Here is a 15,083-nt window from a genome sequence, read left to right on the forward strand (position 1 = left end):
GTGCGTTATTTTCCCATATCCAGACCTCGATGTAATTAAAGAACATGACCAGATATGGCTTAAGAGCCCGTGTAATTACCTTAACTCTAGCTCCAACCCTGATTATTGGGCTGCTATTGAGTGCATTTTTCTCATTTAACCGCTATCAAGACCTTGAAGGTCAGGTGGTCAACACAGGTACTAGCATCATTGAACCACTAGCAATTGCGAGTGAATCTGGCATGCAGCTCGAAAGTCGAGAGTCTGTTCGTCAGCTAATCAGCTATGCACATCGAAAGAACTCTAAGCTGGTACGCAGTATCGCGGTGTTCGATGAACGCCATGAGTTGTTTGTAACCTCAAACTTCCACCCTGATTTCGAAAGCCTGACTTATCCAAAAGATAAACCAATTCCGCATTTAAGCTCTTCTGACTTACTCGATAACACACTGATTCTTCGAACCCCGATTATTGCAGAAGGCCAGTACATCAACTCGGCTAACGGCCAGTCTCAAGCCAACCAAGCGATTGGTTATATTGCGATTGAGTTGGACCTTTCTTCACTTCGTTTGCAGCAATATCAAGAAGTCTTCTCAGCCTTCTTAGTGTTGATTCTTGGACTGGGTCTTTCTGGTGTATTCGCTTTCCGTTTGATGCACGATGTAACTCAACCGATCACGCACATGAAGAACATGGTGGACCGAATTCGTCGCGGTCACTTGGATGTCCGTATCGAAGGCAAAATGCACGGTGAGTTAGACTCGCTGAAAAACGGTATCAACGCGATGGCGGTATCGCTGTCGGAATATCACGTCGAGATGCAGCACAGTATCGACCAAGCCACTTCGGACCTGCGTGAAACTCTTGAGCAACTAGAGATTCAAAACGTTGAGTTAGACATCGCGAAAAAACGAGCACAAGAAGCGGCACGTGTTAAGTCTGAGTTCTTGGCAAATATGTCTCACGAACTAAGAACACCACTTAACGGTGTGATTGGCTTTACTCGCCAGATGCTTAAAACTCACCTGTCGAACAGTCAGACGGACTACCTACAGACTATTGAACGCTCTGCGAATAACCTGCTCAGTATCATCAACGATATCTTGGACTTCTCGAAACTTGAAGCCGGTAAACTGGCGCTAGAAAACATTCCATTTGAGTTCCAAGCAAGCCTAGAAGAAGTAGTGAACCTTCAAGCGACCAACGCTCATGAGAAAGGTCTAGAACTTACACTTAAGATTGATCCTAAAGTGCCTGCAGGCGTTGTTGGCGATCCACTGCGTATCCAACAAATCCTGACCAACCTAGTCGGTAACTCAATCAAGTTTACCGAGCGTGGTAACATCGATATTAGCGTTGAGTTGCGCTCACAAAGCGAAGACAACATCGAACTACAGTTCATGGTTCGTGATACGGGTATTGGTATCTCTGAGCGTCAGCAAGCGCAGCTATTCCAAGCCTTCAGCCAAGCTGATGCAAGTATATCTCGTCGCTATGGTGGTACAGGATTAGGTCTGGTTATCACCCAAAAACTTGTGAGCCAAATGGGCGGTGAGATCAGCCTAACCAGTCGCCTACACCAAGGTTCCACTTTCTGGTTTACGCTAAGGCTATCAACCACTGATATGCCGATGACAGAGCTAATTGAGACTCAATGTCTGCAAGACAAGCAACTACTGCTTATCGAGCCAAACATGCAAGCGGCTTCGATTACTCAACAAATCCTGACCCAGGAAGGCTTAGTCGTAACCTACCGTTCGGTGATGCCTGACGAATCAACCTCGTACGACTACGTACTGCTGAACCTCGCAGCTAACCAAGATTATCAATTTGATACGGTCAGTGGCTGGGCAATTGGCGCGAAGAAGATTGCTCAGAACGTGATCATTGGTACACCGAGTACCGAGCTCGCACTTGGCGAACAATTGATGAAAGAAGTCGATGTTCAATGCATCACCAAACCTCTTTCACGTAAGAAGCTGCTGCAAACTCTGGTGTCGAACCAAGCGCCAACCTTGATTGCACCAGCAATTGAAACCCATTCGGAAGAGAAGCTGCCACTGACTGTTATGGCTGTGGATGACAACCCAGCGAACCTGAAGCTTATCACCGCGTTACTCAAAGAACGTGTGGAAACCGTCATCAGTTGCACCAGTGGTCAGCAGGCTATCGACAAAGCCACTGAGACTCAGTTTGATATTATCTTCATGGATATTCAGATGCCGCAGATGGATGGTGTCACCGCTTGTCAAAACATCAAAAAGCTCGCCAACAACGCCAGCACMCCTGTGATTGCTGTTACTGCACACGCCATGACGGGCGAGCGCGATAGGCTGCTAGAAGCTGGCATGGATGACTACCTGACCAAGCCAATTGAAGAGCATGTGTTACAACAAGTATTAATTCACTGGAGCCCAACCTCTGAGGTTGAGCACATCGAAAAGATAAATCCAGATCACCCTGCAGTGTCAGCCGAGATAGACAACAGTCAGGTGTCTGAAAGTAATGTTAGCGTGCACAAGAACATCATCATTGATTGGCAAGCTGCGATGAAGCAGGCCGCCAATAAAGAAGACCTCGCACGCGATATGCTGCAGATGCTGGTCGACTTTATCCCTGAGGTGTATGACGCGGCGGAGAAAGCGATCGAAGACACGGATTACCCTGTGGATCAGCTAATACACATCATCCACAAGATGCATGGCAGCAGCTCCTACAGCGGCGTACCAAGGCTTAAATCGGTCTGTGCCACGATAGAGAAAGAGCTGCGCTCAGGTACTTCAATTGAAGATATCGAGCCAGAACTCTTTGAACTTCAAGACGAGCTCGATAAGGTGCAAGCGACCGCTATTCACTACTTAAAACCAGCCAGTGATTAAACCGGCTTAGCCTCGAATTCAAGGCAATAAAAAAGCAGAGCGTATAAGCTCTGCTTTTTTGTTTATGCTATTTACTCAGTAACGAGCGAACACCAGGATGAGTTAGAGATTACGACTCTAAGAGTACTGTCGCTACCGCATAATGACGCTCATCTGAAATAGTCAGGTGAATCGAAGTTGTGCCACTCGCTTGCGCAATCTCTAAAGCTTTATTGTGCAAGCTCAGCACTGGCTTGCCATGCTCGTCGTTCGAGATTTCGAAATCATGAAAAGTAACACCCAGTGCGATGCCTGTACCCAGCGCTTTTGATGCTGCTTCTTTAGCTGCAAAGCGCTTAGCAAGATAGCGACCTTTTTGCTTGAGCTGCTGAAACACTTCAAATTCAGAGTCCGTCAGAATACGCTGAGCAAATGCCTCACCACTGCGTGACAATGCTTTTTCAACACGTTCAATTTCCGCGATATCTGTCCCAAGCCCTACAACAGCCATGATTACCCTTTAACTACTTTTTGATGATGCCACTTAACAAACTAGATATTTAACAAACTAAATGTTGTTGCGCGCGTTTTCCATTACAGCTTTCATGTCAGCTACGGCTTTGTTCAAGCCATCAAAGACAGCACGTCCCATGATTGAGTGACCGATGTTTAGCTCGTAGATTTCTGGTAGTGCCGCAATTGGCGCCACGTTGTGGTACGTCAGGCCGTGACCGGCATTCACCGTAATACCTAGATCGTCTGCGTAGCTTGCGCCAGCCGCAATCTTTTTCAGCTCGTCTTGTTGGTCTTCTTCTGTTTTCGCATCAGCGTAGTGACCAGTGTGAAGCTCAATGAACGGTGCGCCACATGCTTTTGCTGCATCAATCTGTTCGCGGTCAGCATCGATAAACAGCGACACTTTAATACCAGCTGCAGATAGCTTTTGCGTAGCCGCTTTTACTTTCTCAAGTTGACCAACCACGTCCAAGCCACCTTCAGTAGTTAGCTCTTCACGCTTTTCAGGAACAAGACAAACAAACTCAGGCTTAGTATCTAGTGCAATCTGAACCATCTCATCCGTCACTGCCATTTCTAAGTTCATGCGAGTTTGGATAGTTTCAGCCAGAATACGTACATCGCGATCAACGATGTGACGACGGTCTTCACGCAGGTGAATGGTGATACCGTCAGCACCAGCGCGCTCAGCAATTTCAGCTGCGTGTACTGGATCTGGGTATTTAGTACCACGTGCATTACGTAGTGTTGCAATATGGTCGATATTAACGCCTAAAAGGATTGAGCTCATTTTCCAATACTCCGTGCTCTAGAAAGACCTGCTCTTGGCAAAAACAGTTCTCTACTTTTTAATGGTTTGCCGCCAAGATACGGCTTTAAGGCTATGCGTGTAAAGCGTTTTGCCGCTTTTAACTGCTCTTTAGTGATAAACCTACGTTCGCTGATCGCAATAAGTTCATCGCCCATAAAAGTCAGGTTGTCTCTTCGTACTGAAGCAATGAAACCTTTCTGCTCTCGATAGCGATAAGTCATTGTTGGATCAATCGGTTCGCCGGTACCTGCACAGTGTAAAAAGTCAACGCCATAACCCATAGCAGATAGCAGTGCCAACTCAAAACGACGCAGTGCTGGCTCTGGATTTTCATTATGCGCCAGCTCTGTTAAAGCATGAAGATAATCGTGAAAAAGAGCCGGCATTGGCACTTCAGCCATCAGAACTCGACCAATCAGCTCATTCACATACATTGCGGAATAGAGGTTAATGCCAGTGAGAGGCAAACCTAAACTGATAGGCTCAGCTTGGCGCAGTGTTTTCATTGAGCTGTTCCCCGACCACTTGAGTAGTAGAGGCGTAAAAGGCTGCAACGCTCCTTTTAAGTTGGAACGCTTGCTACGAGCACCTTTCGACATCAACGTTACACGGCCAAACTCTTCACTGAAAATATCCAGTATCAAGCTCGACTCGCTATATGGCCTACGGTGCAATACAAAGCATCGCTGTAACCCTTCGCTCAATGATTCATCCTTCTTGCAGATACAAAAAGAGAGAGTTCGCACTCTCTCTTCAACTCACTATTTTGATTTCACGTCCAGTTAAGGAAAGTGAAGTCCAATCTAGATTATAGATCGTCGATGTAGCCTAGTGAACGAAGTGCACGTTCATCATCAGCCCAGCCAGATTTAACCTTAACCCATGTCTCTAGGTACACCTTACGACCGAATAGCTCTTCCATATCGATACGTGCTTCGCGACCAATCGTTTTGATCTTCTCGCCCGCTTTACCAATCACCATTTTCTTCTGACCAGTACGTTCAACAAGAATTAGCGCGTTGATGTGGAAACCATCGTTGTCTGGGTTGTAGTCAAAACGTTCGATCTCAACCGTTACCGAGTAAGGTAGTTCATCACCCGTAAAACGCATCAGCTTTTCACGGATAATTTCAGACGCCATAAAACGCTGCGAGCGATCCGTCACATACTCTTCTGGGAAGTGGTGTGTCGCTTTAGGTAAGTGTTCACGTACGTGCTTACGCAGTACATCAATGTTTTTACCTTGCTTCGCCGAGATTGGCACAACATCAATGAAGTCCATCTTCTTAGAGACTTCCATCATGTGCTGCATCACGTCAGTACGGTCTTGAACGTTATCTACTTTGTTGATGCAAAGTACAACTGGGAAGTCAGTCTTCTTCAGCTTGTTCAGAACCATTTCATCGTCTTCAGTCCAGTGAGTACCGTCAACAAGGAAGAATACTAGGTTCACATCACTCAGTGAGCTGTTCGCCGCACGGTTCATCAAGCGGTTGATAGCACGCTTTTCTTCAATATGAAGTCCAGGAGTATCTACGAAGATCGCTTGGTAATCGCCTTCAGTTTCCACGCCCATAATACGGTGACGTGTCGTCTGTGGTTTACGTGATGTAATAGAAATCTTCTGTCCCAGGATATGGTTCAGAAGCGTCGACTTACCTACGTTTGGGCGACCTACAATAGCGATGAAGCCACAGTGTTGGTTTTCCGGTAGGCTAGGTTGTTTGCTATCAGATGAAAAGAATGCATCGATATCGAATTCTTGGTTGTTATCAGACATTGCTTAGTTGCTCTAATGCTGTTTCAGCAGCCGCTTGTTCTGCCTTGCGGCGGCTAGTGCCTTTACCGATAACAGGTTTATCCACACCTGCCACTTCACACTCAACCGTAAACTCTTGGTTGTGTGCTTCACCTTTAATATTAGTCACTGTGTAGACAGGTAGAGGATTTCTTCGACCTTGTAAGAACTCTTGAAGACGAGTTTTCGGGTCTTTTTGAGATACTCCAGGCTGAATAGCTTCTAGGCGAGATTGGTACCAGCTCAAAATAATGCCGCGAACCGTCTCGGTATCACTATCTAGATAGATAGCGCCGATGATCGCTTCAACAGCATCCGCTAGAATAGAATCACGACGGAAACCGCCACTCTTCAACTCACCTGGACCTAATTTTAAGTAATCTCCTAGTTCGAATTCACGACCTAGTTCTGCCAATGTATGACCACGTACTAATGTTGCACGCATGCGGCTCATATCACCTTCGTTTACCTTAGGAAAACGGTGGTATAGATCATCAGCGATAACAAAACTTAAAATTGAATCGCCCAGAAACTCAAGACGTTCGTTATGTTTACCAGCGGCGCTGCGGTGAGTCAGCGCCAAGTGGATAAGATCGGCATCATTAAACTGATAGCCAATCTTTCTCTCTAGTTTATCAATTGGAGAATTCATGCTCTCTCGATGTGTTAATTGATCGATTAATGAATCCCACCGATGCGATTAAAACGCACACCAGTAGGAATCCATGTTGGAAGTACACTGTCTGAACCACGTTCGAATTCGAAACTGATCCAAATAGCAACAGCCTTACCAACAAGGTTTGCTTCAGGGACAAAGCCCCAGTAACGGCTATCAGCACTGTTGTCACGGTTATCACCCATCACAAAGTATTGGCCTTCTGGAACGACCCATTCGTTAACACCGTTACGAGGTTGATACGCTTGCACACGATCACGACGCAGTGGGTTAACTAATATTTGGTGCTCTACGTCTCCAAGCTGTTCATTCAGCTGAATCAGAGGCACACCATCTTGAATAAATTGGCTTTCTTCTACGTTACTTAGTTTCACTGGTTTACAGCTACTTGTACCTTTCGCCTGGATACAGATTTCTTTACGACTGCTGTAACGAATAGTATCACCTGGCAAACCGACAACACGCTTGATGTAGTCAATGTTTGGCTGAGGCGGGTACTTAAATACGATTGAATCACCACGGTCTGGCTTGCCTGTTTCTACCAATTGAGTGCGCCATACTGGGTCTTTAAGACCGTACGCGTACTTCTCTACCAAGATGAAATCACCAACTAAAAGCGTTGGCATCATCGAGCCAGATGGGATTTGAAACGGTTCATAAATAAATGAACGCAAGATCAAAACAAATGCAATTACTGGGAAAATGGACACACTGTTCTCAACCCACCAAGGCTGAGCCGTAACTTTTGCGCTGGTTTCAGCGTCTAGGCCATTCGTTTGTGCTTCCACATCAGCAAGCTTCTGCTGGCGTTTCTTCGCCCACACAAACTTTTCCAATGCCCATACAATGCCGGTCACTAGAGTTACGATCACTAAGATAAGCGAAAATGTATTAGCCATTGATATCCCTTAAATTTCATTTCTTTAAAAATAACGAAAGTGAAAGAATAGCGAGCTACCCTTTCACTTTCAATTATTCGTTTAACGCTGGATAAAGTTAATCTTTGCCAACGTGAAGAATTGCTAAGAATGCTTCTTGAGGCAGTTCTACGTTACCGATCTGCTTCATACGCTTCTTACCTTCTTTCTGTTTCTTCAGAAGCTTCTTCTTACGACTCACGTCACCACCGTAACATTTCGCGATTACGTTCTTACGCAGTTGTTTAACTGTAGAACGAGCGATGATGTGGTTACCGATAGCCGCTTGAATCGCGATATCAAACATTTGACGAGGGATGAATTCTTTCATCTTCTCTACAAGCTGACGACCACGAGTTTGCGATTGATCTTTGTGTGTAATCATCGCAAGTGCATCAACCGTGTCACCGTTTAGAAGTACGTCTACACGAACCATGCTTGATGCTTCAAAACGTTGGAAGTTGTAATCCAGTGATGCGTAACCACGAGACGTTGATTTCAGACGGTCGAAGAAGTCCAGTACTACTTCAGCCATTGGAATATCGTATACAACCGCTACTTGGTTGCCGTGATAAATCATATCAACCTGAACACCACGCTTCTCAACACACAGTGTGATTACGTTACCTAGGTAGTCAGAAGGTACTAAGATATTACAACGTGCAATCGGCTCACGAATCTCATTGATATCATTGATAGCAGGCAGCTTAGCTGGGCTATCAACGTACAGTTGAGTGCCGTCTGTTTTTTCAACTTCGTATACTACGGTTGGTGCAGTTGTGATTAGGTCTAGGTCGTATTCACGCTCTAGACGTTCTTGGATGATCTCCATGTGAAGCATACCCAAGAAACCACAACGGAAACCGAAACCAAGTGCTGCAGAGTTCTCTGGTTCGTAGAATAGAGAAGCATCGTTCAGGCTTAGTTTACCTAGTGCATCACGGAAGTTTTCATAATCATCAGATGATACAGGGAACAGACCCGCGTATACCTGTGGTTTTACTTTTTTAAAGCCAGGTAGCGCTTTTTCACAGCCGTTTTTAGCCAGTGTCAGCGTATCACCAACCGGTGCACCTAGGATGTCTTTGATACCACAAACAACCCAACCTACTTCACCAGTGTTTAGCTCTGTAGTATCGATTTGCTTAGGCGTGAAGATACCTAGACGGTCTACACCCCAAACTTGGCCGGTGCTCATTACTTTGATCTTGTCGTTCTTCTTCAGAGAACCGTTCTTGATACGAACAAGAGAAACAACACCAAGGTAGTTATCGAACCAAGAGTCGATGATTAGCGCTTGTAGTGGCGCTTCAGGATCGCCTTCTGGAGCCGGAATTGCTGAAACAATGTTTTCTAGAACATCGTCTACACCGATACCTGTTTTTGCAGAACAGCGCGTTGCTTCCATCGCGTCGATACCTACGATCTCTTCGATCTCTTCAGATACCCGTTCTGGATCAGCTGCTGGAAGGTCAATCTTGTTTAGGATTGGCACAACTTCCAGATCCATTTCGATCGCTGTGTAACAGTTTGCTAGAGTCTGAGCTTCTACACCTTGACCAGCATCGACAACCAATAGTGCGCCTTCACAAGCCGCAAGAGAACGTGATACTTCGTATGCGAAGTCAACGTGTCCCGGAGTATCGATGAAGTTAAGTTGGTAAGTTTCACCATCTTTTGCGGTGTAGTTTAGTGTCACACTCTGAGATTTGATGGTGATGCCACGTTCACGCTCAAGATCCATCGAATCAAGGACTTGTGCAGCCATTTCACGATCGCTTAATCCTCCACAAACTTGGATTAGACGGTCAGATAGGGTCGACTTACCATGGTCGATGTGGGCGATAATCGAAAAGTTACGAATGTGCTTCATAATTTGGTGTGACAAACTCTTTAAATTAGGACGGTAAGAAAGCCGCAAAACTATTTAAAAATAGCTAACGGTGGCGGCATTTCAATCAAGTTGGCAGATTCTACCCAATTTAACAGCAAGACGCATCATAAATTAGACGAGTGGCTCACCGAGGATTCGAATCAATACGACTTCTTGCTTGGATTTGTCTTCCATCGGTTTAGCGAGTCGCTTCGCTAAAGCAATACCACCAGCTGTAAATAGGGCTGCGCTCAGTATAACAATCCCCTCGCCCCCTTGAAGTAAGGGTTGTAACAAGAGTTGTCCAATGCCAGCACCAATCATCAACATGAAAAGTGGGATGAGGTAAACAATAGCCGCAGACTGAAGTAGACTTTTTTCAGGAAAGCCGATTTCTACAATCTGACCCGCTTTCACAAGGCTTTTGGTTTTTAATTGCCAAAACAAGGATTTGTTGCCAACCGCTTTGGTGACAATGCCAGTGCCACAGCTTTTTTGTGAAGAGCAGCTGCTGCAACTGGTTTGTTGTTCGCAACTCAGTTGAACAAAGTACTGCTTACCTTTTTGTTCAACTGAGCTAACGGTAGCCAGCGCGGTCATCATTGCGCTGACACCTGATTATTGAAAGTAACAGATTGAGCGATACGCTTGGCCGTGGCTGGCGGGATATCCCCTACGACAGACACTTCTCTGTCACCAATCACTAAGCTGTGCAAGGTTCTTCGCCCTTGACGCACCAACTGACCTTTCAATGAGTGTTCGTCTTTATCGGCGATATATACCGAAAAGCTAAATAGTCCATCGCTAAAAAGCTGACTCTCGACCATTTTATCAGTCGCAGCCATTTGGTAACGGCTTAGTTCTTTTGACTTAAACCCTTCAGGCACCCATGAAGCTTGCCAGTCGGTCTCACTCACCAAACCTTCTGGTAATGATAAAACCTTCGGCAGTTGCGCTTGGTTTAAGCCGCCCATAGCCTCAGCAATTTTATCGTTCACCACATAAGAGATTGTTCGATACTGTTCCAGTATTTCGCCATCACGATCTAATAGGTCGGCACGTAGAGGAAGACTGGTTTTCTCGTCTACCCAAACCACGTATGAGTAGCGAAGGCCATCTTTTGGCACTACGCGTAATACTTGAGTCGTGCTGCCCGCTTCACGAGAACGCCCAACTTTTACAAAGTCGTAGTACTGGTTCAGTGATTCAATATCTCGATTGATCATCGGAATGACAGGCGCAACCATGCTGCCTGACTGGATCGTAAACGGCTCTGTACCCGGTTCGATGTAGCTCACTTCATTACCGCGACGAATCACTTCACGAACAGGGCCACTCAGGTAAACAAGGTGTGCGAGTTGTTGGTCGTCGTTAACCGCATGGCGATAAACAAGAGGTTCAATACTGCTCTTCTTGATCAGTATGTAAGAGAGTTCGTAATTTAGATGCTGACTGGCCTCGTTCATTTGATGCAACAAGGCCTTTGCAGTTGTTTCCTCTGCAAAGGCTGTTGGAGACATCAAGCTGAACAGTGTCAGTGCACTGACCAGGATTTTCTTCATTCAATGTCCGATTCTAGATGTGCATCTTCCATAGGCGACGCATCACTGTTTAATCTTAGTTGTAGCTCATAATCTTCTAGCATTGCATGAACGCGTTTGCGCTGTTCTTGCAAGTTTGCTTCAGAGGCAGGTCTCTCTACCGACTCGCGGGTTAAGCTTACTGGCTCAGCGGATCCCGCAAATGGAATCGTCTGTAGTACAGGTAGCTGTTCTGGTGCCGCTGGATCGCTGCCACCATATTGTTGAACACCTAATACAACCGCTAAAGACACACACGCTGCCACAGCAACTTGTCCAAACTGTTGTAACCACGCTGGAAGCTGACGCTTCGCTTGCTGAGGTTTAGGTTGCTCTTCAATTGGAGCAACAGTAGGTTCAACATTCACTTGGTGCAGGTTTGGCATTGCACTGTGTGCAGGCTCATTTTCAAGCGCTGCTGCCACACTATCCGCAATGTTCCAATTTTTAGTTTCTGGCGCATCCCCACGCATAACGTCACCAATTAAGTGGTAACTCTGCCAGGTATTCATGCTTTCTTGATCAGATTCTAGATCTACAATGAGAGCTTTATCGATCGTTTCACCATCCATGAGTGCCGAAAGCTTTTCTTTATCAGCCATTATTTTCACCATAATAATTACAAGTTCTAGCGCTGCAAAAGAGGTTTAATTTTCTTTTCCACCGCTTCACGAGCTCGGAAGATACGCGAACGTACGGTTCCTACAGGGCAATCCATTACTTCTGCAATCTCTTCGTAGCTCAAACCTTCAAGCTCACGCAGCGTCATTGCAGTTTTTAAGTCTTCTGGCAGCGCTTCAATCGCTCCAAAAACGACTTGTTTCAATTCTTTTGACAGCGTTAAGTTCTCAGGGTTCGATATTTCTTTTAACGCGCTGCCTGTTTCGTAACATTCAGCATCTTCTGCATCTACATCCGTTGCGGGCGGCCTGCGCCCCTGGGCAACGATATGATTCTTTGCGGTGTTCACGGCAATTCGGTACAACCATGTATAGAAGGCACTCTCGCCACGAAAATTAGGTATCGCGCGGTAAGCTTTAATAAAAGCTTCTTGTGCTACATCAGGTACATCACCGGAATTATTCACGTATCGAGAGATAAGGTTACAAACTTTGTTTTGATACTTAACCACTAGTAAGTTAAATGCTTGCTTATCTCCACTCTGAACTCGCTCAATCAACACTTGATCGGTTAGCTGCTCGTTCATTCGAGCGGGTACTCCTATTGTTATAACCCTCACCTTCACAGATATGGGTACTAATTATGCGAAATGTAGTATTGACACCACCGTCTACAAGAGCACTATTGTGACTAAGCCAAATACCGAAAGTTCCAACTTTCTTAAAATTATTTGCCATTATTGTTTCACAATGTGATGTAATAAAAATAGCTATCCCTATCAATTTGGGGAAACTAGAGCAAAAGCAATGGTATTGAGCAATTAAATATTTCTAGATAGCTGTCTATATCTTGATTTTGCATGGCGTTTTAGGACGACTCTGAGGAGATTATAACAGTCTTACCGCAACTCCTAAAACAAGACAAAGTCAATTGAGAGTAGACAACTCGACTATAGCCCGGGATTTAATAAGTTTTATGAACGCAAACCGTGAACATCAATGTGATGTATTAGTGGTAGGAAGTGGTGCGGCAGGCTTGTCATTAGCCTTACGCGTAGCAGAACATGCAAAAGTAATTGTATTAAGCAAAGGACCACGCAGCGAAGGATCGACGTATTACGCACAAGGCGGTATCGCTGCGGTGTTCGATGAGTCGGACAGTATTGAGTCTCACGTTGAAGATACTCAAATTGCCGGGGCTGGGTTATGTGAAGAAGATACAGTTCAATTCATTGCTGAGAATGCGAAAGAGTGTGTGCAGTGGCTGATTGATGGCGGTGTTCCATTTGATAAAGATGAGAACAGCACTGATGGTCAACCTAAGTACCACCTAACTCGTGAAGGTGGACACAGCCACCGCAGAATCCTGCACGCTGCCGATGCAACTGGCATGGCGATGCAAACCTCATTGCAAGATAACGTCAAGAATCACCCGAACATCGAGATCTTCGAGCGCCACAACGCGCTGGATTTGATCACTGAAGATAAGATTGGTGGCTCGAAAGACAAGGTTATCGGTGCCTACATCTGGAACCGTAACCAAGAACACGTAGAAACCGTACGCGCTAAATTTGTTGTGCTTGCTACTGGCGGCGCATCAAAAGTGTACCAATACACTTCTAACCCAGATGTCTCTTCTGGTGATGGTATTGCTATCGCTTGGCGTGCGGGTTGTCGTGTAGCAAACCTAGAGTTCAACCAATTCCACCCGACTTGCTTGTTCCACCCAGAAGCACGCAACTTCCTACTAACGGAAGCACTTCGTGGCGAAGGCGCTTACCTGCGTCGTCCGGACGGTACGCGCTTCATGAAAGACTTCGATGAACGTGGTGAATTGGCGCCTCGTGATGTGGTTGCTCGCGCAATCGACTTCGAAATGAAGCGATTAGGTGCAGACTGCATGTACGTCGACATCAGCCACAAGCCTGAAGAGTTCATCACTGCGCACTTCCCAATGATCCATACACGTTTGATGGACTTGGGTATCGATATGACTAAAGAGCCGATCCCGATCGTACCGGCTGCGCACTACACCTGTGGTGGTGTGATGGTCAATAAAGATGGTCAAACGGATCTGCAAAACCTCTACGCAATTGGTGAAGTGAGCTATACCGGCCTTCACGGTGCGAACCGTATGGCATCAAACTCACTACTAGAATGTGTGGTTTACGCGTGGTCGGCAGCAAAACACATTGTAGAGAACATTGAACAGTCCCAATTGTGTGCGGAACTTCCAGCATGGGATGAAAGCCAAGTCACCAACAGTGATGAAGAGGTTATTATCCAGCACAACTGGCATGAACTTCGCCTATTCATGTGGGATTACATGGGTATCGTACGTACAGACAAGCGTCTTGAGCGCGCAATGCGTCGTATTCAGATGTTGCAGCAAGAAACTCACGAGTATTACAGCAACTTTAAGGTGTCTAACAACCTTTTAGAGCTGCGTAACCTACTTCAAGTCGCTGAGCTAATGGTTCGCTGTGCAATGCAACGCAAAGAGAGCCGCGGCCTGCACTACACATTGGATTACCCAGAGCTGGCTGAAGACAGTGGCCCAACGATTCTGACACCAGAGAAACGTCAATCGTAACTTGGCGCATTCGTCAGTCACGAAAAGTAATCAAACGAAAGGGAGCCTAGTGCTCCCTTTTCTTTTAGCTCATGACTTGTCGATTACTTTAGCTTAGCGAACGCATTCGTTGTAAGTTTGCCAAAAAGTGCCGATATTCTTGCTCTTGGCAACTGTCTCGCCATAGTAGTACCGAGTGACCACATTCAAATTGTAATTTTACGAAGAATTGCGCCCAAATCTGATCGACCGACTTTAAGCTATATGTACTGCCATTCAAACGCACTTCACCATCATCCTTATAATCAAGACATCCTTGAGCGCTGGTGATAAGCATGTGGTTGGAACGAAACAGATTGAAGGTTAAATACAGACAATAAAGGCTGACAGCCAATGGAAGAGAAGAGACAACGATAAAAAACAAAAGGCACCCGAAAACAGTGCCTTTTGTTAATAATGCGAAATACGAAGGGTTAAGCTGGAGCTTAACGAACCTTGCTGAGGTTGTGTGCGACAATTTTATCAACCATTGATGCGTGACCCAAGTTTTCACTACGGCCGTGGCCCATCACCCAAGTAAACAGGTCTGGATCATCACACTCTAGTAAAGAAACAAACTCGCGCTGTTCCTGCTCTTGCAATGAATCAAAACACTCTTCGAAAAATGGCATGATGACTACATCAAGTTCTAACATGCCGCGACGGCAACCCCATTTAATTCGTGCTTTCTGCTCTGCAGTGTACATTGGCTATCCTCACCTATAATTTTTCTTTCTTGGAGTGTAACAAGTCATACGCTCTGCAACTACTATGTGGGTCACAGTCCCTATCTCCGCTCACAAAAAAACCTAGGCTGACAAAGAAACAGAACAGGATTAACATA

At 45.7% G+C, this 15,083-nt stretch carries 15 protein-coding genes; 2 read left to right on the forward strand and 13 right to left on the reverse strand.

From position 1 onward, the window contains the following. Nucleotides 1-44: 44 nt before the first annotated feature. On the forward strand, nt 45-2,858 hold the full coding sequence (barA, locus tag L1D55_RS02465) for a two-component sensor histidine kinase BarA (protein WP_239916404.1): 2,814 nt from the start codon (nt 45-47) through the stop codon (nt 2,856-2,858). A 109-nt stretch (nt 2,859-2,967) separates the two neighbouring features. Here barA and acpS read toward each other — a convergent pair whose 3' ends face one another. From acpS to rpoE, 11 genes are all read right to left on the reverse strand, one after another. Beyond that, nucleotides 2,968-3,348 carry a holo-ACP synthase gene (acpS, locus tag L1D55_RS02470; protein ID WP_128159407.1) on the reverse strand — a complete coding sequence of 127 codons (381 nt, stop codon included), beginning with the start codon at nt 3,346-3,348 and terminating at the stop codon, nt 2,968-2,970. 57 nt (nt 3,349-3,405) lie between these two features. Then, nucleotides 3,406-4,143 (reverse strand): pyridoxine 5'-phosphate synthase, encoded by a 738-nt coding sequence (gene pdxJ / locus L1D55_RS02475; RefSeq protein WP_004739038.1) that lies wholly within the window; start codon nt 4,141-4,143, stop codon nt 3,406-3,408. Beyond that, nucleotides 4,140-4,868 carry a DNA repair protein RecO gene (gene recO / locus L1D55_RS02480; RefSeq protein ID WP_032498827.1) on the reverse strand — a complete coding sequence of 243 codons (729 nt, stop codon included), beginning with the start codon at nt 4,866-4,868 and terminating at the stop codon, nt 4,140-4,142. Before recO ends, pdxJ begins: the two co-directional genes overlap by 4 nt. A gap of 104 nt (nt 4,869-4,972) precedes the next feature. Beyond that, nucleotides 4,973-5,944 carry a GTPase Era gene (gene era, locus L1D55_RS02485; RefSeq protein WP_239916405.1) on the reverse strand — a complete coding sequence of 324 codons (972 nt, stop codon included), beginning with the start codon at nt 5,942-5,944 and terminating at the stop codon, nt 4,973-4,975. Then, nucleotides 5,937-6,614: a ribonuclease III gene (gene rnc, locus L1D55_RS02490; RefSeq protein WP_004739034.1), complete on the reverse strand. Its 678-nt coding sequence runs from the start codon at nt 6,612-6,614 to the stop codon at nt 5,937-5,939. Before rnc ends, era begins: the two co-directional genes overlap by 8 nt. A 26-nt stretch (nt 6,615-6,640) precedes the next feature. Next, nucleotides 6,641-7,537: a signal peptidase I gene (lepB, locus tag L1D55_RS02495; protein ID WP_239916406.1), complete on the reverse strand. Its 897-nt coding sequence runs from the start codon at nt 7,535-7,537 to the stop codon at nt 6,641-6,643. 97 nt (nt 7,538-7,634) lie between these two features. Then, on the reverse strand, nt 7,635-9,428 hold the full coding sequence (gene lepA, locus L1D55_RS02500) for a translation elongation factor 4 (protein ID WP_063524078.1): 1,794 nt from the start codon (nt 9,426-9,428) through the stop codon (nt 7,635-7,637). A 132-nt stretch (nt 9,429-9,560) separates the two neighbouring features. Then, nucleotides 9,561-10,031: a SoxR reducing system RseC family protein gene (locus L1D55_RS02505; RefSeq protein ID WP_004739029.1), complete on the reverse strand. Its 471-nt coding sequence runs from the start codon at nt 10,029-10,031 to the stop codon at nt 9,561-9,563. After that, nucleotides 10,028-10,990 carry a sigma-E factor regulatory protein RseB gene (gene rseB / locus L1D55_RS02510; protein WP_061032435.1) on the reverse strand — a complete coding sequence of 321 codons (963 nt, stop codon included), beginning with the start codon at nt 10,988-10,990 and terminating at the stop codon, nt 10,028-10,030. The genes L1D55_RS02505 and rseB overlap by 4 nt, the downstream gene beginning before the upstream one ends. Next, entirely contained in the window at nt 10,987-11,610 is a 624-nt protein-coding gene (locus tag L1D55_RS02515; RefSeq protein ID WP_239916407.1) for an RseA family anti-sigma factor, read from the reverse strand. Before L1D55_RS02515 ends, rseB begins: the two co-directional genes overlap by 4 nt. A gap of 26 nt (nt 11,611-11,636) precedes the next feature. After that, on the reverse strand, nt 11,637-12,215 hold the full coding sequence (gene rpoE, locus L1D55_RS02520; RefSeq protein WP_239916408.1) for an RNA polymerase sigma factor RpoE: 579 nt from the start codon (nt 12,213-12,215) through the stop codon (nt 11,637-11,639). Between the two features lie 389 nt (nt 12,216-12,604). Here rpoE and nadB point away from each other — a divergent pair, with 389 nt between their 5' ends. Further along, a complete protein-coding gene (nadB, locus tag L1D55_RS02525; RefSeq protein ID WP_008223964.1) occupies nt 12,605-14,221 on the forward strand; it encodes an L-aspartate oxidase in 1,617 nt (538 codons plus the stop codon). An 88-nt stretch (nt 14,222-14,309) separates the two neighbouring features. Here the strand turns inward: nadB and L1D55_RS27675 are convergent, their stop codons facing one another. Continuing rightward, on the reverse strand, nt 14,310-14,753 hold the full coding sequence (locus tag L1D55_RS27675; protein ID WP_345772772.1) for a protein YgfX: 444 nt from the start codon (nt 14,751-14,753) through the stop codon (nt 14,310-14,312). Further along, entirely contained in the window at nt 14,686-14,946 is a 261-nt protein-coding gene (locus L1D55_RS02530) for a succinate dehydrogenase assembly factor 2 (RefSeq protein WP_004735374.1), read from the reverse strand. Before L1D55_RS02530 ends, L1D55_RS27675 begins: the two co-directional genes overlap by 68 nt. Nucleotides 14,947-15,083: the final 137 nt, after the last annotated feature.

Origin of the sequence: Vibrio sp. Isolate22, assembly GCF_022398115.1 — a bacterium.
Lineage (GTDB): Bacteria > Pseudomonadota > Gammaproteobacteria > Enterobacterales > Vibrionaceae > Vibrio.

What these genes read in the sequence shown, in the direction of transcription:
- acpS (WP_128159407.1), bottom strand. Translation starts at nt 3,348, where the DNA reads ATGGCTGTTGTAGGGCTTGGGACAGATATCGCGGAAATTGAACGTGTT.
- pdxJ (WP_004739038.1), bottom strand. Translation starts at nt 4,143, where the DNA reads ATGAGCTCAATCCTTTTAGGCGTTAATATCGACCATATTGCAACACTA.
- era (WP_239916405.1), bottom strand. Translation starts at nt 5,944, where the DNA reads ATGTCTGATAACAACCAAGAATTCGATATCGATGCATTCTTTTCATCT.
- rnc (WP_004739034.1), bottom strand. Translation starts at nt 6,614, where the DNA reads ATGAATTCTCCAATTGATAAACTAGAGAGAAAGATTGGCTATCAGTTT.
- lepB (WP_239916406.1), bottom strand. Translation starts at nt 7,537, where the DNA reads ATGGCTAATACATTTTCGCTTATCTTAGTGATCGTAACTCTAGTGACC.
- lepA (WP_063524078.1), bottom strand. Translation starts at nt 9,428, where the DNA reads ATGAAGCACATTCGTAACTTTTCGATTATCGCCCACATCGACCATGGT.
- L1D55_RS02505 (WP_004739029.1), bottom strand. Translation starts at nt 10,031, where the DNA reads ATGATGACCGCGCTGGCTACCGTTAGCTCAGTTGAACAAAAAGGTAAG.
- rseB (WP_061032435.1), bottom strand. Translation starts at nt 10,990, where the DNA reads ATGAAGAAAATCCTGGTCAGTGCACTGACACTGTTCAGCTTGATGTCT.
- L1D55_RS02515 (WP_239916407.1), bottom strand. Translation starts at nt 11,610, where the DNA reads ATGGCTGATAAAGAAAAGCTTTCGGCACTCATGGATGGTGAAACGATC.
- rpoE (WP_239916408.1), bottom strand. Translation starts at nt 12,215, where the DNA reads ATGAACGAGCAGCTAACCGATCAAGTGTTGATTGAGCGAGTTCAGAGT.
- nadB (WP_008223964.1), top strand. Translation starts at nt 12,605, where the DNA reads ATGAACGCAAACCGTGAACATCAATGTGATGTATTAGTGGTAGGAAGT.
- L1D55_RS02530 (WP_004735374.1), bottom strand. Translation starts at nt 14,946, where the DNA reads ATGTACACTGCAGAGCAGAAAGCACGAATTAAATGGGGTTGCCGTCGC.